Source organism: Streptomyces sp. NPDC002588 (genome assembly GCF_040295925.1).
In the GTDB taxonomy this organism is placed as follows: Bacteria; Actinomycetota; Actinomycetes; order Streptomycetales; family Streptomycetaceae; genus Streptomyces.
Genome location: NZ_JBEOWF010000016.1, coordinates 186,273 through 208,092 on the forward strand (window position 1 = coordinate 186,273; position 21,820 = coordinate 208,092).

The following is a 21,820-nucleotide window of genomic DNA, read 5'->3' on the forward strand; positions in this document are numbered from 1 at the left end:
CGCTACCCGACCGTGGACGAACTCGCGGCCCGCGCCGCCGCGCTCGCCGCCCGCCGCCCCCGTGACGTCAGGCTGCGCCGCGTCGGGCTGTCCCGCGCGGGCACGCCCATGTGGCTGCTCTCCATCGGCCACGGCAGCCGTCAGGCGCTCGTCGTCGCGGGGCCGCACGCCAACGAACCCGTCGGCGGCGCCACCGTCCTCAGGCTCGCCGAACGCGCCCTCGCCGACCCCCGGCTCACCGAGGGCGCCGACGCCACCTGGAACCTGCTGCTCTGCCTCGACCCCGACGGCCTGCGTCGCAACGAGGGCTGGCTGTCCGGGCCCTACAGCCTCGGCCGCTACTTCCGGCACTTCTTCCGGCCCGGCTTCCTCGAACAGCCCGAGTGGCTGCCCGACGGGGCGGCCGCCGCCGCTCTTCCGGAGACCCGTGCGCTGCTCGAACTCCAGGACGAACTGAAACCTTTCTTCCACTGCTCGCTGCACGGCGTCGACGTCGGCGGCGGCTTCGTGGAACTCACCCGCGACCTGCCCGGCCTCGACCGCCGCCTGGCCCACGCCGCCACCCGGCTCGGCATCCCCCGCGAACTCGGGCCCTACGACACCCTGTACTGGCCCCGCCTCGGACCCGCCGTCTACCGGATCCCGCCCCCGCACCCGCGCGATCTGGCCGCCGCCATCACCGAGGCCGCCGTAGAGTCGACCTGGTACCACCCGCACCGGCACGGCACCGTCACCGCGGTCGTCGAAGCCCCCATGTGGGGCGTCGCCGCCGTCGAGGACGACTCGCCGCCGGCCGACCGGGACGCGGTGCTGCGGGCCGTGAGCGACGCGCTGCGCCGCGACGGACGGTCGCTGGAACGCATCCTCACCCGCCTGCGGCCCCACCTCGCCGGCGCCCCCGAGACGGCCCGGCTGCTCGCCCCCGTCGACGACTACCTTCTGGTCTGCCCCGGCCTCGCCGACGCCTGGGACCCCGACACCGCCGCCCCCGGCCGCCTTCCGCCGCTCAGCACCGCCCATCTGACCGCGCTGCGCATCGCCGGCCGCCGCATCGCCGTCCGCACTGCGGGTCTGCTGCACCAGCTCGTCACCGGCGCGGGACACGACCCGGCCGGGGTGCTGCCCGAGCTGGACGCGCTCATCGACGGGTGGTGCGCCGCCTACGAGGACGAATGCCAGGCGCGCTGGATCCCCGTCGCCCGGCAGGCCGAGTACCAGGCCCGGGTGGTGCTCGCCGCGTTCGAACTGGCCGGACTGCGGGCCGCACCCGTACGTTCGGGTGAGCCGGACTGGGGAACACAGGCGCCCGTGCCGATGCACCGGGAATGAACCGCTTCTTCTCCACGACACCGCTGTGGCACGCCCTGCCGGCCGCCGCCGCCCTCCTCCTCGCCACAGCCGGCACCGCCCCGGCCCGGGCGGCCGCCCAGCACTCCCTGCCCGGCAACTGGCTCCAGCTCTCGGTCACCCGGGGCACCGCCCAGTCCGCCGACACCCGCGGCACCCTGCTGCTGTGCGACCCGCCCCAGGGCCACTCCCACGCCACCGAGGCCTGCGCCCAGCTCGCCGACGTGGGCGGCGACCCCCGTGCCCTCCCGGCCGCCGGGAACACCGTCTGCGCCCTCGTGTACGCCCCGGTGACGGCCCGCGCGAGCGGGCGCTGGAACGGACGCCCGATCGAGTACGCCGAGACCTTCGGCAACGCCTGCGAGCTGGGCGCACGGACGGGGGCGGTGTTCGCCCTGGACGACATGGAGACGGCGATGCCCGGGCGCTGAGTCCCCGCGGAGGGGGAGGGCGCTCTACGCCGCCCTCTCGCGCGCGTGCAGCGCCGCCGCGACGACCGTGCGGCTCTGGTGCTCCACCTGGTGTTCAAGGGGCACCCAGCGGGCGCCGAAGCGCACCGCGAAGGCGTCGCTCCAGGTCTCGACGAGCTGTTCGAGCCGCGGGGCCGCGTGGTCGTCGCTCTTCCGCAGCACCCGCCACAGCATCGCCGCCGCCCGCAGCGGCAGCCGCCGGGCGAAGGCGTCCACGCTGCCGACGTACGCCATCGTGGTGTCCGCCGGCGGAGTGTGGGTCCAGTCCGCGGCCAGCCCCGGGACCAGCTCCAGCGCCCATCGGGCCGCCCGCAGCAGGGGCCCGTCGACGCCCTCCAGCCGGGGCAGCGCCTCGGTGAGCACCCGCTCCACCTCCCGCGAGTCCCGCAGCAGCCGCTCCGCGAGCCGCCGGATCGCGACGGCCGGCGCCGGATGCGGCGCGGGGTCGTCCACCAGGTCGCTGGCCCACATCGGCACCTCCACGACCGCGGTCAGACCGCCGTAGCGATGGGCGTGGTACCAGGTGCTGTGCCGGGCGTCGTCCGGCATGCTCGGGTACGCCGCCCCGGCCGCCGCGTCCGGCATCACATGCACCCCCGGCCCCGACGCCGGCCAGCCCGCCGCGTCCGAGGCGCCCGTCTCCACCGGGATGTGCAACCGCGCCGCCGACTTCCCGAACGGCTCCGCGAGCCCCGGGATGTCCTTCGTCAGCTGCACCCAGCTGCCACCGAGATCCGTGCCGTGCAGGGTCACCTGGAGGTAGGGCCGCAACTCGTCGATGACCCGGGTCAGCGCCCGGGTCTCGGGCGGCAGCCGGTCCGGCGGCAGCACGGCCGGCGACCACTCGGGCTGCTCCGGGCCCGCGGGCCGGAAGAACCCCTGGTGGTACTCGAGCAGGCTGCGCGGCGCCGGGGTGACGTGCAGGCTCGCCCCGTCCGGGTCCGCGCACAGCAGAAAGTGCCAGGACGTCCCGGAGCGCAACTCCCGCTCGTGCAGCACCCGTTCGGCGAGGGCCAGCAGGGTCGGGCCGCCGGTCGGCTCATTGGCGTGGGCGCCCGCGACGACCAGCACCGCACGCCCCGCGTGTCCCACGGACAGCAGGTGCAGAGGCCGGCCCGCGCGGGACAGCCCCACCTGCCGCAGGGCGCACAGACCGGGATGCCGAGCGGCCAGGGCACGGGCCGAGGAGGTCAGTTCGGGCACCGTGGGGTAGCGCAGCACCGGCAGGCGACTCACCCCCGTCATGTCCGACCGGTTTCGCTCTCCGCGGTACCCCACGGACTCTTTTGATTCCTCCCCCGGCTGAAGGCAGGGAGATTCCCGGCTCACGCCGCCTGCGGGTCGGCGACCCGACGGTCTTCCGCGATCGACACCAGCCGGGGCGGAACCAGCCCGGTTCGTACCGCAAAGCTTGGAGGTGCATGTGCTGTCCTGGTTCTCCACCAGCACCGTGTACGCGCTTGATTCTCGCAGCACACGGCAGACAGCCTACCCGACCGTGTGGGCGGTCCTCCGCCCCGAGAGAGCCGCCCGGGGGCGCTCGGATGCACTCACCGGCGGGCACGACCAGGGGCGCGCCCGCCGAGGGTTCGGCACCCTCGCGCTCAGCCCGACCGCTCCAGCAACGCCACCGGGAGCGGGGCGAACAGATCGGCCAGGCGCGCGTGCCCCTCGAACTCCCGGCCCTCCGTCAGTACGTCACGCCAGGTGCCCGGCGGCAGCGGCAGCCGGGTCTCGCGCCAGCCCCCCGCCTCCGCCAGCCGCAGCGACAGCCGGGTCACCGCGGTCACCGCCTCGCCCGAGCGGGCGAACGCGAGGCAGTGCTCCGCCGCCGGGCCGTCCGCCGCCAGCGGCTCGTACGTCGCCGAGGTCCCGAAGGCGCCGGGCCGCCGCCCGCGCAGCCGCAGCGCCGCCGCGGTCAGCGCGCCCTTGGCCCCGGGGTCCTCGGGCGGGAACCGCACGGGACGCCGGTTGTCCGGGTCCACCAGGGCGCGGTACTCGGCCTCCGTCCCCTGGTAGACGTCCGGCACCCCCGGCATGGTCAGATGCACCAGCGCCGTGCCCAGCACGTTGGCCCGGACGTGCGGCGCCAGCGCCTCGCGCAGCGCCGCGACCCGCTCGCCCGGCGCCCCGCACGGGCCCGCCGCGACGAACGCCGCCAACGCCTCCTCGTACGGCGGCTCCTGCTCCGTCCAGCTCGTGTGGAGGCCCGCCTCGCGCGCGTGCTTGAGCAGCGCCTCCCGGACCCGCTCCGGGTCCGCCGGGCCGAGCCCGAAGACCGTCTGCCAGGCCACCCACGCCAGCTGTCCGTCCGGTACCTCGGCCTCCGCGCGCGTGACCTGCTCCAGGACCGCCGCCCAGCGGTCCGGGCACTCGGTGAGCACGGCCAGCGCGGCCCGTACGTCGGCGCTGCGCTTGGTGTCGTGCGTGGACACGACCGTCCCGCCGGCCGGCCAGTCGCGCTGCACGCGCGCGCAGTACGCGTGGAACTCCGCGGGCGACACCCCCGGGCGGCCCGGCTCCCCGCCCACCTCGTTCGCCGCCGGCAGCGGCACGTACCGGTAGAACGCCGTATCCTCCACCGACTTGGCGCGCAGCGCGGACGCCGTCTGCGCGAACCGGGCCCGGAACTCCGCCCGCAGCGGCCCCTCCCCGCCGAGCACCAGAGCGCGCACGACGTCGACCGCGCCCGCCTCCTCCGGCACCGTGAACGCCTGCCGCGCCTCCTCGGCCGCCTCCTCGGTGACCACGGCGGCCGCGTCGCCCGTCGTGTAGGGCCGGTAGACCTCCAGCCGCACCAGCAGCTCCTCCAGGGCCGTGCGCAGCGCCCAGGGCGCCCGGTCGCGCAAGCCCGGGTCCGGGGCGTCGGCGCACACCCGGGACGCGAGCCGGGTCAGCCGGTCCAGCTCGGCCGCCAGCTCGTGCGAGAGCACCCCGTACGCCGCCCGCCGCGCGGTCGCCGCCCAGTCGCCCCCACGGTCCGTCTGCGGGGCCGCGAAGCGCCGGTAGAGGTCCACCAGCCGCCGGGCGCCCGCGGGGTCCGTGAAGAGGCCGTCGACGCGGCGCAGGGCGTCGTAGCCCGTGGTCCCGGCGACGGGCCAGGAGGCAGGCAGCCGTTCCTCGTCCGCGAGGATCTTCTCCACGACCGTCCAGCGGCCGCCCGTCGCCTCGTGCAGCCGCTCCAGGTAGGTGCCGGGGTCGGCGAGGCCGTCCGGGTGGTCGACCCGCAGCCCGTCGACGACGCCCTCGTGCAGCAGCCGGAGGATCTTGCCGTGGGTGGCCTCGAACACCTCCGGGTCCTCCACCCGCACCCCGATGAGCTCCGAGATGCTGAAGAACCGCCGGTAGTTCAGCTCGGTGCGGGCCAGCCGCCACCACACCGGCCGGTACCACTGGGCGTCCAGCAGCTGCGGCAGCGGCAGCGTCTCGGTGCCCTCGCGCAGCGGCAGGACGTGGTCGTGGTAGCGCAGCACGTCGCCGTCCACCCGCAGGTGCTCCAGCTCCGTGCCGACCGGATGCCCGAGCACCGGGACGAGCACCTGCCCGCCCCGCGCCTCCCAGTCGATGTCGAACCACCGCGCGTAAGGCGACTTCGGGCCCTCCCGCAGCACCTCCCACAGGGCGCGGTTGTGGCGCGGGGCCATCGCCATGTGGTTCGGCACGATGTCCACCACCAGCCCGAGCCCGTGCTCCCGCGCGGTGTGCGCCAGCGACCGCAGCCCCCGCTCACCGCCCAGTTCCTCCCGCACGCGCGTGTGGTCCACCACGTCGTAGCCGTGCGGCGAGCCCGGTACGGCCTCCAGGACCGGCGACAGATGCAGATGCGAGACGCCGAGGGAGGCCAGGTACGGCACGGCGGCCGCCGCGGCCGCGAACGGGAACGCGGGCTGCAGCTGCAGCCGGTAGGTGGCCGTGGGCGGGGCGGGAGCGGGGCGCGCAGAGGTCATGGAAACCTACGTACCCGCCCTGCCCCCTTTCGTGTCACCTTCGGGTCGCCGCGGCGGGCGGGCTCAGGCCGGCCGCTGCAACACCGTCATGCTCCGGTCCACCAGCGTCAGCCGGTCCCCGGCCTGCACCCTCCGCCCGGCCTGCGGCGCGAGGGCCGCCGGGTCCGCGGTGTCCACGACCACCTGCCACTGCCGCCCGTGGTCGACCGGCACCACGAACTCCAGCGGCCGCGGCGAGGCGTTGAACAGCAGCAGGAACGAGTCGTCGCCGATCCGCTCCCCGCGCGGGCCCGGCTCGGAGATCGCGTTGCCGTTGAGGAACACCGACAGCGCCGACGCCTGCGCCCGCTCCCAGTCCCGCTCGGTCATCTCCTTGCCCTCCGGGGTGAACCAGGCGATGTCCGACAGGTCGTCGTGGGTGCCCTCCACGGGCCGCCCGTGGAAGAAGCGCCGCCGCCGGAACACGGGGTGCTCCCGGCGCAGCCGGGTGAGCGCACGCGTGAAGTCCAGCAGTTCGCTGCCCGGCCCGTCGCCGTCCGGCCACGCCACCCACGCCAGCTCGCTGTCCTGGCAGTAGGCGTTGTTGTTGCCCCGCTGGGTGCGGCCGAACTCGTCGCCGTGGCTGATCATCGGCACGCCCTGGGAGAGCAGCAGGGTGGCGATGAAGTTGCGCATCTGGCGGCCCCGCAGCCCCAGCACCTCGGGGTCGTCGGTCTCGCCCTCCACCCCGCAGTTCCACGACCGGTTGTGGCTCTCGCCGTCCCGGTTGTCCTCCCCGTTGGCGTCGTTGTGCTTGTCGTTGTACGCCACCAGGTCGTGCAGGGTGAAGCCGTCGTGGCAGGTCACGAAGTTGATCGAGGCCAGCGGTCGGCGGCCGTCGTCCTGGTAGAGGTCGGAGGAGCCGGTCAGCCGGGAGGCGAACTCCGCGAGTGTGCGCTGCTCGCCCCGCCACAGGTCGCGCACGGTGTCGCGGTACTTGCCGTTCCACTCCGTCCACAGCGGGGGGAAGTTGCCCACCTGGTAGCCGCCCTCGCCCACGTCCCAGGGCTCGGCGATCAGCTTCACCTGCGACACGACCGGGTCCTGCTGCACCAGGTCGAAGAACGACGACAGCCGGTCCACCTCGTGGAACTGGCGGGCCAGGGTCGCCGCGAGGTCGAAGCGGAACCCGTCCACGTGCATCTCGGTCACCCAGTACCGCAGCGAGTCCATGATCATCTGGAGTACGTGCGGGGACCGCATCAGCAGCGAGTTCCCGGTGCCCGTGGTGTCCATGTAGTAGCGCGGGTCGTCCGTCAGCCGGTAGTAGCGCTGGTTGTCGATGCCCCGGAAGGACAGCGTCGGCCCCAGGTGGTTGCCCTCGGCGGTGTGGTTGTAGACCACGTCGAGGATCACCTCGATCCCCGCCTCGTGCAGCGCCCGCACCGCCGACTTGAACTCCAGCACCTGCTGGCCGCGGTCGCCCCAGGAGGCGTAGGCGTTGTGCGGGGCGAAGAAGCCGATCGTGTTGTAGCCCCAGTAGTTGTTCAGGCCCATGTCGACCAGCCGGTGGTCGTTGACGAACTGGTGCACCGGCATCAGCTCCAGGGCCGTCACCCCGAGCTTGGTCAGATGTTCGATCACCGCCGGGTGCGCGAGACCCGCGTAGGTGCCGCGCAGCTCCTCCGGCAGCCCCGGATGCCGCATCGTGAGGCCCTTCACATGGGCCTCGTAGATCACCGTGTGGTGGTACTCGGTGCGCGGCAGCCGGTCGTCGCCCCAGTCGAAGTAGGGGTTCACCACGACCGACGTCATGGTGTGCGGCGCCGAGTCGAGGTCGTTGCGCCGGTCGGGGGAGCCGAAGGGATAGCCGTACACCTCCTCGCCCCAGCGGATCGCGCCGCTGACCGCCTTCGCGTACGGGTCCAGGAGCAGCTTCGCCGAGTTGCAGCGCAGCCCGTGCGCGGGGTCGTACGGGCCGTGCACCCGGAAGCCGTAGCGCTGTCCGGGCATGATGCCCGGCACGTACGCGTGCCGGACGAACGCGTCGCTCTCCCGCAGTTCCACCGCCGTCTCCGAGCCGTCGTCGTGCAGCAGACACAGCTCTACTCGGTCCGCGGCCTCCGTGAAGACCGCGAAGTTCGTGCCGGCGCCGTCGTACGTGGCACCGAGTGGATACGCCTCTCCAGGCCAGACCTGCATGAACCGACTCTTTCAGGTGTGCCGCCGCGCCGGGGGCGCCTTCGCCGTCGAGTCTCCCGGAAAGTGAGGGAACCACCTTCGACTTACATCCCTCTTACCTGTCGACCAGTGCATACGCCGGCATACGGCGCATGCGTCATCAGTGGGGCAAGGACACGTACTCCCGGGTAACAGGGGGAGTAGGGGGCAAATGTGCGCACAACGGTGCGGCGCCACCTGGGCAAGGTGGTGGCGGGGACGGCCATCGCGGTGGCCGCGACAGCCGTGATGGTCGGGATCACCCTGCCGGGTACGGCAGGGGCGGACGACACGGGAGGCAGCGGGACCGGACAGACCACAGGGCAGGCGGCGGCCGCCGACGGCCAGGGCGCCGCGGTGCAGCCCGGCGTCGTCGAGCAGGCCCCGGACGAGGGTGAGAAGGGCGTGGGCAGCGACCCGCTCACCGACGACGAGACCAAGCGGGCCGAGACCATCGCGCTCAGCCGTCAGCAGTTCAACGCAGGGAAGAACGTCGAGGGCGACCGCGGCCCGCAGCGTCTCGGTGTGGACCTCGCGGCCCCCGACGCGGACGAGGTCGACGACCCGGACGCGCCCCGGCGTGCCGATGTGTCGTTCTACGACTACAAGAGCGACACGCTGATCACCAAGACCGTCAACCTCGACACCGGCAAGGTCGAGAACACCGGAACCCAGCGCGGCGTACAGCCCCCGCTGAGCATCGAGGAGCAGACCGAGGCGGCCCGGCTGCTGATCGCCGACCCGCTCGGCGCGGGCCTGAAGGCCGACTACAAGGACGCCGTCGGCAAGGAGCTCACCTCACCGGACCAGCTGATGCTCGCCAGCCTGATCTACCACTCGGTGCCCGGCGCCCAGCCCGCCGCCCTCGACAAGTGCGGCGAACACCGCTGTGTCCGGCTGCTGCCGAAGGTGAAGAACGGCCCCTGGATCGACGCCAGGTCCCTGGTGATCGACCTCAGTGCCGGCAAGGTCGTCAAGCTCAACGGCTGACACGGCCCGGACCGGCCGGCTTTCTCACTCTTCCCACCCTCCCTCTCCTGCCAAGGAGTCATGTCCACATGCGTGTCACCAGAATGAGCCGTACCCAGAAGGGGGCGGCCGTCGGCCTGTCCCTGGCCGCGCTGGCCGCCGGCGCGACCGCCGGGGCCGGCCCCGCCGTCGCCCAGCCGAAGACGGCCCCCGCCGCCACGGCGGCGGCCGCCGACTGCAGCGCCGCCTACCGCATCGAACAGAAGCTCTCCACCGGCACCACCTGGCGCATGTGCTGGCGCTTCGAGGCCAAGTCCGGGCTCGTCCTGGAGAAGGTCTCCTACCAGCCGCCCGGCGAGGCCGCGCCGATCCGCGTTCTCGCCAGCGCCAAGATCGCCCAGATCCATGTGCCGTACGACGACGGCAAGGCCGAGTACAGCGACGTCACCGACTACAACTTCGGCTCCGGCCTGGTGAACCTGACCCCCGCCGAGTGCCCGGGCGGCACCATCAAGACGGTCAAGGTCCCCGAGACCGACCCCCAGCACTCCAACGTCAAGGGCCTGTGCACCACGACCCGGTCCCGCGGCCACGCCTACCGCATGCTGGCCGACAACGGCAAGGTCTACCAGGCCCAGGGCAAGGACCTGCTGATCTACACGGTCAACAAGGTCGGCTGGTACGAGTACATGACCGAGTGGCGCTTCTCCGACGACGGCACCGTCAACATGAACGTCGGCGCCACCGGCCAACTCTCGCCCTGGGACTACGACGCGGGCGACGGCCGCGGCTGGCCCATAGGCAAGGGTGCCAAGGACTACGCCACCAGCCACAGCCACAACGTCTTCTGGCGGCTGGACTTCGGCCTCGACGGCAACTCCGGCAACAAGATCGAGCAGTACGACTCGAAGGTCAGCGCGCCCGCGAGCGGGCAGCAGGGCCCGACCGCCAAGACCACCCGCACCGCCGTCACCAAGGAACTCGCCGGTGACGCCGCGAACATGCGCTGGTGGCGGGTGGTCAGCGCGACCGGCAAGAACAAGGACGGGCACAAGCGCTCCTACGAAATCGTCCCCGGCGCCACCACCAAGTACCTGGGACGCAGCTTCACCAAGCACGACGTCTACTTCACCGAGTACAACAAGTGCGAGATGTACGCCACCAACAACCCCCTCAACTGCGGTACGGGACACCCGAAGACCGTGGACAAGTGGGTCAACGGGCAGACCCTCAAGCACCCCGTGGTCTGGGTCAACGTGGGCTTCCACCACATCGCGCGTGACGAGGACCAGCAGCCCATGCCGGTCCACTGGCAGGGCTTCTCCATCGCCCCCAGGGACGTCACCGCGATGAATCCGCTCACGCCGTCCGCCCTCAAGAACGAGAACGGTCACTTCACTCCCACCGGTTGAGAAACGACCTGCCCATCCGGCTGCACCGTCCGCCGCTCCCGGAGTACCCTTCCTTGATCGTTGAGACGGGGAGAGCTCGGGGGAGCGGAAGGCGGTGCTTGGGTGGGCTCGGGAGGGCTGGAGCTGCCCCCTGGTGACGAGGGTCACGAGGGGAGCTCCTCAGAGGTCCCGCCCGCAGCGGTGTCCCTGGCCCGGCCGATGGCGGCCAACGCCATCGGGCCGGAGCTGGACTGGGACGCCGACGCCTGGCGCGAGGTGCGCACCCGCGCCCAGCGGGCCGGCCGGGCCTACATCTGGCTGAACCTCGTCGAACAGCGGCTGCGGGCCGTGGTGGCGGCCGTGCTGCGGCCCATCTACGAGCCCGTCCACGGCGACGAGTGGGCGGTCGCGGCCGCGGGTCCCGCCGGGCAGGAGTGGGTGCAGCGCGCCGTCGCCGTGCGCGAAGTCAGCCGCCGCAAGGGCTACTTGCTCGACCCGGCCGACGACAACGTCATCTCCTTCCTCACGTTGCCGCAGCTGCGCGAGCTGATGGTGCAGCACTGGCCGTGCTTCGAGCCGTACCTCGACGACCGCCGGGACGTCGAACTCGCCCTGGACGAGCTGGAGGTGACCCGCAACGTCGTCTCCCGCAACCGGGCCCTGTCCGAGGCCGTCCTGAACCAGGCCGAACGGGCCTCGGCGCGGCTGCTGGAGATGCTCGGCACGGGCGGCGACGTGCCGTCCGCCCGCAGGCTGCCCGTCGACGCCGTCGAGGACCTCATCGGCGACCGGTACGCGGACGTGGTCGCCGTCCACTCCGACCGGGTGCGGCTGCTGCGCCAGTTCCCCGCCGAGGACATCTTCGACGGCTCCCGCCGGATCGACGCCATCGGCATCGGCCTCAACCTGCTGGTGCAGAACTTCTCCGGCCGTCGCCTGATCCGGATCGCCGACGCGGGCGCCCGCATCCGGCTGCTCTTCCTCAACCCGGCCTCCAGTGCGGTCAAGCGCCGCGAACGCGAACTCGGAATGAAACGGGGCGAACTGAGCCGGGCGGTGGAGATGAACATCCTCCACATGCGCCGCGTCCGCTCCCGGCTGCGCGACCCGGGCGCCTTCCAGATCCAGGTCTACGACGAGACGCCCCGCTTCACCGCCTACCTTGTCGACGGCGACGGCGCCGACGGCATAGCGGTCGTCCAGTCCTATCTGCGGCGCATGCGCGGCATGGAGGCGCCGGTGCTGGTGCTGCGCGGCGGCAACCGGGTCGTGAAATCGGGCGAGGTGGACGAAGGCGGTCTTTTCTCCGCCTACCGCGAGGAATTCGAGCTGGCCTGGGCGGATTCGCGGCCGGTGTCCTGATTCGCCCCCGGGGCGGACGACTTCTCGGAACGGCAAGCGGAATGCGGTCCTCTGATTGTCAGTGGCGCATGCGAAGGTGGAGACCACTGGGGGGAAGCACCACCGAGAAGGGGGGCCGACATGGCCTGGTACCGGGAGCTGCTCGTCGGCTTCGACCTGGAGACGACCGGGACGGACCCGCGCGAGGCGCGCATCGTCACAGCCGCCGTGATCGAGGTCAGGGACGGGAAGGTCCTCGGGCGCCGGGAGTGGCTGGCGGACCCGGGAGTGGAGATCCCGGCGGACGCCGTCGCGGTGCACGGGATCAGCAATGAGCGGGCCACCGCCGAGGGCCACCCCGCCGACCGCGTCGCGGACGCCGTCGCCGACGTCCTGACGGGCTACTGGCGCACCGGTGTCCCGGTCGTCGCCTACAACGCCGCCTTCGACCTCTCCCTGCTCTCCGCCGAACTGCGCCGCCACGGCCTGCCCTCGCTTCAGGACCGGCTCGGCGGTCAGGAACCGGCGCCGGTCCTCGACCCCTACACCATCGACCGCAGGGCCGACCGCTACCGCCGCGGCAAGCGCAACCTCGAAGCGGTCTGCGCCGAGTACGGCGTCACGCTCGACGCCGCCCACGACGCCTCCGCCGATGCCCTCGCCGCCGCCCGCCTGGCCTGCGCGATAGCCGACCGCCACCCGAAGATCGCCGCCCTCGGCCCGGCGGAGCTGCACCGCCGCCAGATCGAGTGGTACGCCGAGTGGGCGGCGGACTTCCAGCGCTTCCTGCGCGGCAAGGGCGAGACGGACGCGGTGGTGGACGGGGCCTGGCCGCTGCGCGAACCGGCGGACAGCCCCACCCACTGAGGCGTGTATCGAAAGCAGCGGGCGAGCGTGCGTGTCAGGCGCCGCCAGGCAGGCGGGACTTTCGAAAGACGCCCTGGGCCGCTCAGAAGGCGTGCCAGCCGACGGTCTCGTCGCCGTCCCGCAGGGAAGCCACCCGCCGCTCGAACTCCGCCAGGGCCTTGGGACTGGCGGGCGCGTGCTGGGCGACCCAGGCGCAGCTCGCCGTCTCCCGGGCGCCGCGCAGGACCGCACAGCCCTCCCACTCCCGTACGTCCCAGCCATAGGCGTCGGTGAAGGAGTCGTAGGCGTCCGCGGCGAGGCCGTAGCGGTCGCGGGAGAGGGCCATCACCACCAGGTCGTGCTCGCGCAGATCCGCGGAGACCGTCTCCAGGTCGACGAGGACCGGGCCGTCGGGGCCGACGTGCACATTGCGCGGCAGCGCGTCGCCGTGGATCGGGCCGGGCGGCAGGTGCGGGGTGAGCCCGGCGGCGGCCGCCGCGAAGCCGTCGCGGCGCTCGCGCAGATACGCCGCGTCCGCCGGGTCGATCGCCTCGCCCGCGAGCCGCAGCCAGCGTTCCACTCCGGACAGCAGATCGCGCGGCGGCAGACCGAAGGAGGGTGCGGGCAGGGCGTGTACGAGCCGTAGCAGTTCGGCCAGATCCCGTGGCTCGGCGGCCCGTACGGGATCGGCCAGCCGGTGCCACACGGTCACGGGGTGCCCCTCCACCAGCAGCGCCTCGGAGCCGGCCGCCCGCACCGCCGGCACGCCCGCCTCGGCCAGCCAGCCGGCGATCGCCAGCTCGCGCCGGGCGCGGTCGAGGAGTTCGGCGTCCCGGCCCACCTTGACGACCAGGTCACCGGCGGCGAACACCGCGTTCTCGCCCAGGGCGAGGAGCCGCGCCTCCCGCGCCGGACCTGGCAGCACCTCCGCCCGGGCCAGTACGTCCCGCGCCCGCGCCTCGTCCATCGTCCGCCTCCGTGTCGTGCGACTGTTCCGGCCAGTCTTGCATTCCCACAGGTCGGGCCGGGTGCGCGGTCCCTTGACGGGAGCCGCCGCCTTCACGACCATGACCGGGCCCGGCAGCGCCGTGCACAGGGGGAGGTCTTTTGTGGCATCGGTGACCGATGCGAGAAACCCGGTGGGGCGAACCACCGGGCATGGCGCCTGGTTCCTGGTACTGCCCGCGCTGATCCCGATCCTGGTGCTGAGTGCCGGCCCGCTGCTCTACGGGATCCTGCTGGCGTTCACCGACGCCCAGTCGGGCCGCACCGAGCCCACCCGGTGGATCGGCGCCCTCAACTTCTCCGACCTGCTGCGCGACACCCTGTTCTGGGAGTCGTTCCGGATCGGGCTGGTCTGGGCGGTCGGGGTGACCGCCCTGCAGTTCCTGCTGGCTCTCGGCCTCGCCCTGCTGCTGAACCAGGACCTTCGGCTGCGCCCGCTCGCCCGCGCCCTCGCCATCGTCCCCTGGGCGATGCCCGAGGTCGTCGTCGGCATCATGTGGCGGCTCGTCTACCAGCCGGACGCCGGCGTCCTCAACGAGACGCTGCGCGAACTCGGTCTGGGCGAGGGCCGGGACTGGCTGAGCGGCCTGTCGACCGCCCTGCCGGCGGTGATCGTCGTCGGGGTGTGGGCGGGCATGCCGCAGACCACGGTCACCCTGCTCGCCGGACTGCAGAGCACCCCGCGCGAACTGCACGAGGCGGCCGCGGTCGACGGCGCGGGCGCCTGGCACCGCTTCCGCGCGGTCACCTGGCCCGCCCTGAGACCCGTCGCCCTCGCGATCACCGCCCTGAACCTCATCTGGAACCTCAACTCCTTCGCCCTGGTCTACGTCCTGACGAACGGCGGCCCCGGCGGCCGCACCCGGCTGCCCATGCTCTTCGCCTACGAGGAGGCCTTCCGCTACGGACAGTTCGGGTACGCGGCGGCGATGGGCTGTGTGATGGTCGCGGTGGTCTCGGTGTTCCTGGCCCTGTTCCTGGTGGGCCGGATCAGGGGAGGTGACGAGACGTGAGGACCCGTCCCGCGGCCCGCGCCGGCCAGTACGCGGCGCTGCTCGCCTATCTGGTCTTCCTCGCCTTCCCCCTCCTCTGGCTGCTGTCCACCGCGTTCAAGCCGCCCCGCGAACTGGGCAGTCTGCACCCCACGTGGATCCCGAGGGACCCCACCCTCGCCAACTTCCGCCAGGCCTTCGACGAACAGCCTCTCCTGCACGCCGCGCTGAACTCCCTGCTCGCCGCGTCCGGCGCCGCCCTGATCGCCGTCTGCGTCGCCACCCCGATGGCGTACGTCATGGCCCGTCGTCGCACCCGGCTCGCCCGCGCCGCGACCGGATGGGTGGTGGTCAGCCAGGCGTTCCCCTTCGTACTGGTGATCATCCCCCTGTTCCTGGTGCTGAAGAGGCTGCGGCTGGTCGACTCCCTGGCCGGGCTGGTCATGGTGTACGTGGTGTGGGCGCTGCCGTTTGCGCTGTGGATGCTCGTCGGATACGTCCGTGCCGTGCCCGTCGAGCTGGAGGAGGCGGCGGCGATCGACGGGGCCGGGAGGCTACGGACCCTGGTGTCGGTGACGGCGCCCCTGCTGGCGCCCGGGATCGTGGCCACGGCGTTGTTCGCGTTCATCACGGCGTGGAACGAGTTCTTCTTCGCGCTGGTCCTGCTGAAGACGCCGGAGAAACAGACCCTGCCGGTGATCCTCACCCACTTCATCGGGGCGGAGGGGGTGGCCGACCTCGGGCCGCTGGCCGCCGCCGCGTTCCTCGCCACCCTGCCCTCGCTGATCGTCTTCGCGGTCATCCAGCGGCGGATCACGGGCGGCATGCTCGCCGGGGCGGTGAAGAGCTGATGCGGAAACCGGTCCTCCCGGTCCTTCTGGTGCTTCTGGTGCTTCTGGCGGGCTGTGCGCCGGACGGCGGCACACGGGACGACGGCAGGATCACTCTCCGCTTCCAGTCCCTGGCCTGGCAGGAGGAGTCCGTCGCGGCCAACAGGGAACTGGTGAAGGAGTGGAACGCCACCCATCCGGACATCAAGGTCGAGTACGTCCAGGGCAGTTGGGACAGCGTCCACGACCAGCTGCTCACCTCCTTCGAGGGCGGGGAGGCCCCCGACGTCATCCACGACGCCTCCGACGACCTCGCGGACTTCGCCTACGGCGGCTACCTCGCCGATCTCACCGGCCTCCTGCCCGCCCGCCTCAAGTCCGACATCCCGCAGCGCAGTTGGGACACGACCACCTTCGGGGACGGCGTGTACGGCGTGCCCTTCCTCCAGGAACCGCGGGTCCTGATCGCCAACGCCGCCTGGCTGAAGCGGTCCGGGGTACGCATACCGACCCCCGAACACCCCTGGACTTGGGCGGAGTTCGGGACGATCGCCAAGCGGCTGAGCGGCGACGGCAGGTACGGCGTGGCCTGGCCGCTGAAGGAGCCCGTCTCGGCCACGCTCAACCTCTCCTTGTCGGCGGGCGGCCGGCTCTTCCACCGCGGCGCGGACGGCAAGGTGACCGTCCGTCTCGAAGCCGGTGACGAGGTCGTACCGCGCACGATCCACGATCAGGCCGTCACCGACCGCAGCGCCTCGCCCACCACGCTCGGCAGCGGCGGCTCGGACACCCTGCCCGGCTTCTTCGGCGGGAAGTACGCGATGGTCCCGCTCGGCTTCTCCTACCGCCAGCAGATCGTCCAGCAGGCCCCGAAGGGCTTCGACTGGCAGGTGCTGCCCGCCCCGGCCGGCGCCGCCGGACTCGCCCAGGGAGTCAGCCCGCAGACCCTGTCCGTCGCCGAGGACAGCCCGCACAAGAAGGAGGCTGTTCGGTTCGTCGACTTCCTGCTCCGGCCGGAGAACATGGTCCGCCTCGCGCTCGGCGACTGGATGCTGCCGACCGGAACGAAGGCCCTGAAGGACCCGGCCCTGCGCACCGGCAAGGACGGCTGGGCGACCGGCACCGCCCTGGCCGCGCACCTGCGCCCGGCGCCCGCGCAGTCGGTGCGCGGCTACCCGGAGTGGAAGGACAAGGTGGCGACCCCGGCCTTCCAGGAGTACTACAGCGGCGCCATCGGTCTCGACGAACTGCGCGAGCGGCTGGAGGAGGACGGCAACCTGGTCCTGGCCCGCTACCAGCGCTGAGGCCGGGCCCGGTCAGGGGGCGGCGGGGCCGGTGATGTAGTGGCCGTTCTCGTCGTACGGCCAGACGTTGGGCACACAGCCGAGCATGCCCTTGATCTGCTGCATCATCGCGGGGGCGGGCTTGCCCTTGCCGGGGCAGGTCACGTGGCCGTGGTGGAGGAAGTGGCCGACCTCGTGGTTGATGATCAGCGCGCGGTACGAGGTGACGTCCTTGGCGTAGACGGGGGTGGCCAGCTGCCAGCGCTTGAGGTTGACCATGACGTTCTGGGCAACGTTGCAGTTGACCTCGCCGCCGGTGTCCAGCCCGTACTGCCCGCAGATCTTGTCCACGGTGCCGGGTGTCGCGACCTTCACGGCGAAGTCGGTGGTGCCGCCGGACACCCGCTGGAACGCCGAGCTCCCGTCCGCCGTCCAGCCTCGTGGATCGGCCAGGATGCCCTCCACCTGCCGGGCGACGTCCGTGGCGGACAGGTCGAGGCCGTCCTCCACCTCGACGCGGTAGCGCAGGACCTTCCCCTTCCCGACCACTCCGCTGCCACCCGGGGCGACGGTGAACGTGCCCGGCCCCGAGGCCGGGATGTCGGACTCGTCGGGAACGCCGTCCGCACCGGAGGACGGGCTGGAGGACGGGCGCGAGGACGGGCTGGAGGTGGGGCCGGAGGAGTCCGTCGCGGGCTTGGCGCGCTGCGTGGGCCGGGCGGACCCGGAGCCGGACCGCGCGGTCGGGGTGGGCTCGGCCCCGGCGTCCGTACGGCTGCCGTGGGTGTCCGCGGAGGTCCAGCCCGCGGCCGCGAAACCGGTGGCGCCCAGGACGACCAGGGCGGCCAGGCCCACCCACAGCGGTCCCTTCCCCTTCCATCGCTGTGCGGGGCCGCGCGCGGCACGGCTCCGACGGCGACCGCTGCTGGAAGAAGTTGCTTTGTGCGCGCTCATGTTTGATTAGATTGTGATCGGCATGTGATCGGATCATGCTAGATCGATAACGAAAAGATAACATCCACGCGGACGCAGATTCATATGATCATCCCGTAACAGTGACCCGAACTGACTGAAGGCGTACGGATACTGAGCCCATGCCACGCGTTCTGCTGATCGAAGACGACCGAGCCGTGCGGGAGGGTGTCGCCCTCGCCCTCCGCCGCCAGGGCCACGAGGTCGCCGCCGCCGAGACCGGGGAAGACGGACTGGAGCGGGTGCGGTCCTTCCGGCCGGACGTCGTGGTGCTGGACCTGATGCTGCCCGGCATACCCGGCCTGGACGTGTGCCGGCACGTGCGCGCCCTCGACCAGACCCTGCCGATCATCATGGCGACCGCCCGGGGCGACGACGAGGACATCGTGGTGGGTCTCGAGGCGGGAGCCGACGACTACGTTGTCAAACCCGTCCAGGCCCGGGTGCTCGAGGCACGGATCCGCGCCGTGCTGCGTCGGTCCACCGGCGTGCCCGCCGAAGCGGGCATACCGAAGATCGAGTCCTACGGCGACCTGGCCATCGACCGGGCCGGGCACGCGGTCGCCTGGCGCGGTGAACCCGTCCCCCTCGCCCCCTCCGAACTGCGGCTGCTGCTCACCCTGTCGGCGTCGCCCGGCCAGGTGTTCAGCCGGCAGCAACTCCTCGAAGCGGTCTGGGAACACAGCTACCACGGGGACGCCCGGCTGGTGGACGCCTGCGTCAAACGACTGCGGTCCAAGATGGGCGAACCGCCGCGGGACCCGCGCTACATACAGACCGTGCGCGGTTTCGGCTACCGGTTCGCGGCACGGTGAGCGCCCCGCCGCGCCGCCGGACGAAGCGACGTCCCGGGATCAGGGCGCCTCAGCTGCGGGGCCTGCGGATGCGCCTGGTGGTGGCGTTCGCGCTGGTCGCCGCCCTCACCGCCGCCTCCACCGGCGCCCTGACCTTCCGCGAGGCGCGCACCGGCGTGCTCCAGCAGGGCCAGGACACCGTGATCAAGCTGCTGCGCACCCAGGTCGACCGGGTCGCCCCGGAGCTGAACTACCCGCCGAGCAAGGCCGGCCTGCAGGAGTTCGCGATCCAGGTGGCCCGCGGCGAACCCGCCGGGACCTGGCGCGTCCTGGTCACGTACGACGACCTCAGCGCCACCTCCGTCCCCGGCGACCCGTTCGAGGACCTGACGCCCGCCGTGCGCGAGGCGGTGTACTCCAGCTCGGCCACCGTCTTCCAGCGGGTGAACCGGGGCGGGCGCAGCGTGCTCCTCGTCGGCATCTCGGTCGCCTTCACCACCACAGTGGACGCGGGGACGAACGTCTCCGGTGTCCATGTGTTCCTGACGGTGCCGCAGACCACGGAACGGGCGTACATCGACGCCCTGGTCACCGCCGTGGAGCGGGCCACCGTGCCGTCCCTGGCGCTGGCGGTGGTGCTCGCGCTGCTCGCCGCGCGCGGTGTGCTGCGGCCCGTGCGGGCGCTGCGCAGCGCCACCCGCAGCATCGCCGAGGGGCGGCTCGACACCCGGCTCGCAGTCGACGGGTCGGACGAACTCGCCGATCTGTCCCTCACGTTCAACGAGACGGCGGCCGCGCTGGAGGGGTCGGTGGCCGAACTGCGCGGCATGGAGGCCAGGGCCCGCCGGTTCGCCGCGGACGTCTCGCACGAACTGCGCACCCCGCTGGCCGCCATGTCGGCGGTCACCGACGTCCTCGACGAGGACGCCGCCCGGCTCGACCCGGACACCGCCACCGCGGTCCGGCTGATCAGCGAGGAGACGGTGAAGCTGACCCGGCTGGTGGACGACCTGATGGAGATCTCCCGCTTCGACGCGGGCGCGGCGGTGCTGCACCTGGACGAGATCGACCTCGCCGAGTCGCTGCGCCGTACCCTCGCCGCCCGCGCCTGGACCGACCAGGTCGACACCGACCTGCCGCCGCCCGACGTCCTGCGGGCGACCGTCGACCCGCGCCGCCTCGACGTCGTCGTGGCGAACCTGGTCGGCAACGCCCTGCGGCACGGCGGCCGTCCGGTGCTCCTGCGGCTGTACGAGGCCGGCGGGACCGGGATCGGCGTGGCCCGGCGGGTGGTCGTCGAGGTGCTGGACAGCGGCCCCGGCATCCCCGCCGACGTGCTGCCGCACGTCTTCGAGCGCTTCTACAAGTCGGACGCCGCCCGTACCCGCACCGAGGGCAGTGGCCTGGGTCTCGCGATCGCCGCGGAGAACGTCAGGCTGCACGGCGGCACGGTCCGGGCCGCGAACCGACCCGAGGGAGGCGCCGTGTTCACCATGGAGATCCCGCTGCCCGGTGGCGAGTCGGCGGGAGAGAGCTGGTCATGAGGAAACCCGTACGCCGTTGCGTACTGCTGTGGCTGTCGGCCCTGTGCGCGCTCACGTCCTGCGGCATTCCCGCGACCGACGTGATCCAGGCGGGCGGCCCCGCGAGCGGGATCGTGCCGGTGGCGAACCTGTACTTCGTGCGGAGCGAGCGCCTCGTCGCCGTACCCCGCGAGATGACCGGGGAGTTCGACCTCTCGTGGGTCATGGCCGCGCTGATGAAGGGTCCGTCCGAGCGGGAGAGCGCCGAGGGTGTCAGGAGCGACCTGCCCGTGGTGGACGTCGTACTCGCGACGCCCGCGCCCTCCGACGGCAGGCCGGAGCCCGCGGAGACGGTCGCCACCAGAAGCTTCGTGACGGTGACGAAGAGCGACGACCGTGTCCTGCTGACGCTGGCCGCCGTGATGGGGTCAGGGCTCGGGAAGGCGCAGCTCGTCTGCACGGTCATGGCGGCCCAGCGCGTCATCTCTCCCGGAGCGAAGCCGAAGCCGGTGACCCTCGTGGAACCGGACGGCCGCCGCGCCGACGACGCGGGGCAGAACTGCCCCGGATAGCGTCCACGGCCGCCGGGGCCCCTGCCCGGGGCCCCGGGGTCCGAAATGCTTTGCACGAGACGTCTCGTCTCGCCTACCGTCGTCGTCATGACCAGTCCCGCCCACATCGCCATGTTCACCATCGCCGCCCACGGGCACGTGAACCCCAGCCTGGAGGTGATCCGCGAACTCGTCGCGCGCGGGCACCGGGTCACCTACGCCGTCCCGCCCGCCCTCGCCGAGAAGGCCGCCGCCACCGGCGCCGAGGTCAGGCCGTGGCACTCCACCCTGCCCTCGCCCGACGACGACCCCTCCGCCTGGGGCACCACGCTCCTCGACCACGTGGAGCTGTTCCTCGCCGACGCGATCCAGGCCCTGCCCCAGCTGGCCGAGGCGTACGACGGGGACGAACCCGACCTTGTCCTGCACGACATCACCGCCTATCCGGCCCGCGTCCTCGCCCACCGCTGGGGCGTCCCCGCGATCTCCCTCTCGCCCAACCTCGTGGCCTGGGAGGGCTACGAGGAGGAGGTCGCCGAGCCGATGTGGGCCGAGCCGAAGAGCACCGAGCGCGGAAAGGCCTACTACGCGCGCTTCCACGCCTGGCTGGAGGGGAACGGGATCACCCGGCACCCCGACACCTTCGTCGGCCGCCCCGACCGCTCGATCGTGCTGATCCCCCGGGCGCTCCAGCCGCACGCCGACCGCGTCGACGAGCGGGTGTACAGCTTCGTCGGCGCCTGCCAGGGCGACCGTGCCGCCGAGGGGGAGTGGAAGCGGCCCGCGGGCGCCGGGAAGGTCGTCCTCGTCTCCCTGGGATCGTCGTTCACCAGGCAGCCGGCCTTCTACCGGGAGTGCGTCGCGGCCTTCGGCGGACTGCCCGGCTGGCACCTGGTGCTCCAGATCGGCAGGCACGTCGACGCCGCCGAGCTGGGCGAAGTCCCGGACAACGTCGAAGTGTGCTCCTGGGTACCGCAGTTGGCGGTCCTGAAGCAGGCCGACCTGTTCGTGACGCACGCCGGTGCGGGCGGGAGCCAGGAGGGGCTGGTGACCGCGACGCCGATGATCGCCGTACCGCAGGCCGTGGACCAGTTCGGCAACGCGGACATGCTGGTCGGGTGCGGGGTGGCCCGGCGGCTGGACACGGCGGAGGCGACCGCCGGGGCGCTGCGGGAGGCGGCGCTCGAGCTCGTCGACGACCCGGAGGTGGCCCGGCGGCTGAAGGCGGTGCAGGCCGAGACGGCCGCGGAGGGCGGCACCCGGCGGGCCGCCGACCTCATCGAGACCGCACTCCCCGCGAAGTGAACGCAGAAGAGGGCCCGTTGACTCCCCCGGAAGTCAACGGGCCCTCGGCGTGAGG

The 21,820-nt window shown here is 72.6% G+C and carries 17 protein-coding genes and 1 pseudogene; 13 read left to right on the forward strand and 5 right to left on the reverse strand.

The features are described 5' to 3' along the window. Window positions 1–12 precede the first annotated feature (12 nt). Window positions 13–1,329 carry a M14 family zinc carboxypeptidase gene (locus ABT057_RS20430; RefSeq protein ID WP_352344514.1) on the forward strand — a complete coding sequence of 439 codons (1,317 nt, stop codon included), beginning with the start codon at window positions 13–15 and terminating at the stop codon, window positions 1,327–1,329. After that, a complete protein-coding gene (locus tag ABT057_RS20435; protein WP_352344483.1) occupies window positions 1,326–1,778 on the forward strand; it encodes an SSI family serine proteinase inhibitor in 453 nt (150 codons plus the stop codon). The genes ABT057_RS20430 and ABT057_RS20435 overlap by 4 nt, the downstream gene beginning before the upstream one ends. A 24-nt stretch (window positions 1,779–1,802) precedes the next feature. Here the strand turns inward: ABT057_RS20435 and ABT057_RS20440 are convergent, their stop codons facing one another. From ABT057_RS20440 to glgX, 3 genes are all read right to left on the reverse strand, one after another. Continuing rightward, window positions 1,803–3,053, reverse strand: coding sequence for a M14 family zinc carboxypeptidase (locus ABT057_RS20440; protein WP_352344515.1), 1,251 nt, complete (start codon window positions 3,051–3,053; stop codon window positions 1,803–1,805). Between the two features lie 368 nt (window positions 3,054–3,421). Continuing rightward, window positions 3,422–5,764, reverse strand: coding sequence for a malto-oligosyltrehalose synthase (gene treY / locus ABT057_RS20445; protein WP_352344484.1), 2,343 nt, complete (start codon window positions 5,762–5,764; stop codon window positions 3,422–3,424). A gap of 63 nt (window positions 5,765–5,827) precedes the next feature. Then, a complete protein-coding gene (glgX, locus tag ABT057_RS20450; RefSeq protein ID WP_352344485.1) occupies window positions 5,828–7,945 on the reverse strand; it encodes a glycogen debranching protein GlgX in 2,118 nt (705 codons plus the stop codon). Window positions 7,946–8,137: 192 nt separating this feature from the next. Between glgX and ABT057_RS20455 the strand changes: the two genes are divergently transcribed. The 4 genes from ABT057_RS20455 to ABT057_RS20470 all read left to right on the forward strand — a co-directional run bounded on the left by ABT057_RS20455 (window position 8,138) and on the right by ABT057_RS20470 (window position 12,531). Further along, entirely contained in the window at window positions 8,138–8,953 is an 816-nt protein-coding gene (locus ABT057_RS20455; protein WP_352344486.1) for a Tat pathway signal sequence domain protein, read from the forward strand. Between the two features lie 68 nt (window positions 8,954–9,021). Continuing rightward, window positions 9,022–10,344, forward strand: coding sequence for a copper amine oxidase (locus tag ABT057_RS20460; RefSeq protein ID WP_352344487.1), 1,323 nt, complete (start codon window positions 9,022–9,024; stop codon window positions 10,342–10,344). Between the two features lie 102 nt (window positions 10,345–10,446). After that, window positions 10,447–11,685, forward strand: coding sequence for a DUF5919 domain-containing protein (locus tag ABT057_RS20465; RefSeq protein ID WP_352344488.1), 1,239 nt, complete (start codon window positions 10,447–10,449; stop codon window positions 11,683–11,685). 120 nt (window positions 11,686–11,805) lie between these two features. Then, complete coding sequence (locus ABT057_RS20470) at window positions 11,806–12,531, forward strand: 3'-5' exonuclease (RefSeq protein WP_352344489.1); 726 nt, start codon at window positions 11,806–11,808, stop codon at window positions 12,529–12,531. An 82-nt stretch (window positions 12,532–12,613) separates the two neighbouring features. Here ABT057_RS20470 and ABT057_RS20475 read toward each other — a convergent pair whose 3' ends face one another. After that, window positions 12,614–13,477: a phosphotransferase enzyme family protein gene (locus tag ABT057_RS20475; protein ID WP_352344490.1), complete on the reverse strand. Its 864-nt coding sequence runs from the start codon at window positions 13,475–13,477 to the stop codon at window positions 12,614–12,616. Between the two features lie 100 nt (window positions 13,478–13,577). Here ABT057_RS20475 and ABT057_RS20480 point away from each other — a divergent pair, with 100 nt between their 5' ends. Genes ABT057_RS20480 through ABT057_RS20490 form a run of 3 tightly spaced genes read left to right on the forward strand, consistent with a single transcriptional unit; the run spans window position 13,578 to window position 16,641 of the window. Then, window positions 13,578–14,528, forward strand: a complete 951-nt coding sequence (locus ABT057_RS20480) for a carbohydrate ABC transporter permease (RefSeq protein WP_502973949.1) — start codon at window positions 13,578–13,580, stop codon at window positions 14,526–14,528. Beyond that, window positions 14,525–15,358 (forward strand): carbohydrate ABC transporter permease, encoded by an 834-nt coding sequence (locus ABT057_RS20485; RefSeq protein ID WP_352344492.1) that lies wholly within the window; start codon window positions 14,525–14,527, stop codon window positions 15,356–15,358. Before ABT057_RS20480 ends, ABT057_RS20485 begins: the two co-directional genes overlap by 4 nt. After that, entirely contained in the window at window positions 15,358–16,641 is a 1,284-nt protein-coding gene (locus ABT057_RS20490) for an ABC transporter substrate-binding protein (protein ID WP_352344493.1), read from the forward strand. The genes ABT057_RS20485 and ABT057_RS20490 overlap by 1 nt, the downstream gene beginning before the upstream one ends. 12 nt (window positions 16,642–16,653) lie before the next feature. Here the strand turns inward: ABT057_RS20490 and ABT057_RS20495 are convergent, their stop codons facing one another. Then, on the reverse strand, window positions 16,654–17,574 hold the full coding sequence (locus ABT057_RS20495; RefSeq protein WP_352344494.1) for a DUF3152 domain-containing protein: 921 nt from the start codon (window positions 17,572–17,574) through the stop codon (window positions 16,654–16,656). A 140-nt stretch (window positions 17,575–17,714) separates the two neighbouring features. On the opposite strand from ABT057_RS20495, the gene ABT057_RS20500 reads away from it, so the two are divergent. The 4 genes and pseudogenes from ABT057_RS20500 to mgt all read left to right on the forward strand — a co-directional run bounded on the left by ABT057_RS20500 (window position 17,715) and on the right by mgt (window position 21,765). Next, window positions 17,715–18,407, forward strand: a complete 693-nt coding sequence (locus tag ABT057_RS20500; RefSeq protein WP_352344495.1) for a response regulator — start codon at window positions 17,715–17,717, stop codon at window positions 18,405–18,407. A gap of 68 nt (window positions 18,408–18,475) precedes the next feature. After that, on the forward strand, window positions 18,476–19,930 hold the full coding sequence (locus ABT057_RS20505; protein WP_352344496.1) for a sensor histidine kinase: 1,455 nt from the start codon (window positions 18,476–18,478) through the stop codon (window positions 19,928–19,930). Beyond that, complete coding sequence (locus ABT057_RS20510; protein WP_352344497.1) at window positions 19,927–20,481, forward strand: hypothetical protein; 555 nt, start codon at window positions 19,927–19,929, stop codon at window positions 20,479–20,481. The genes ABT057_RS20505 and ABT057_RS20510 overlap by 4 nt, the downstream gene beginning before the upstream one ends. Next, window positions 20,478–21,765: pseudogene (mgt, locus tag ABT057_RS20515) on the forward strand (macrolide-inactivating glycosyltransferase). Before ABT057_RS20510 ends, mgt begins: the two are co-directional and overlap by 4 nt. The last annotated feature ends 55 nt before the right edge of the window (window positions 21,766–21,820 follow it).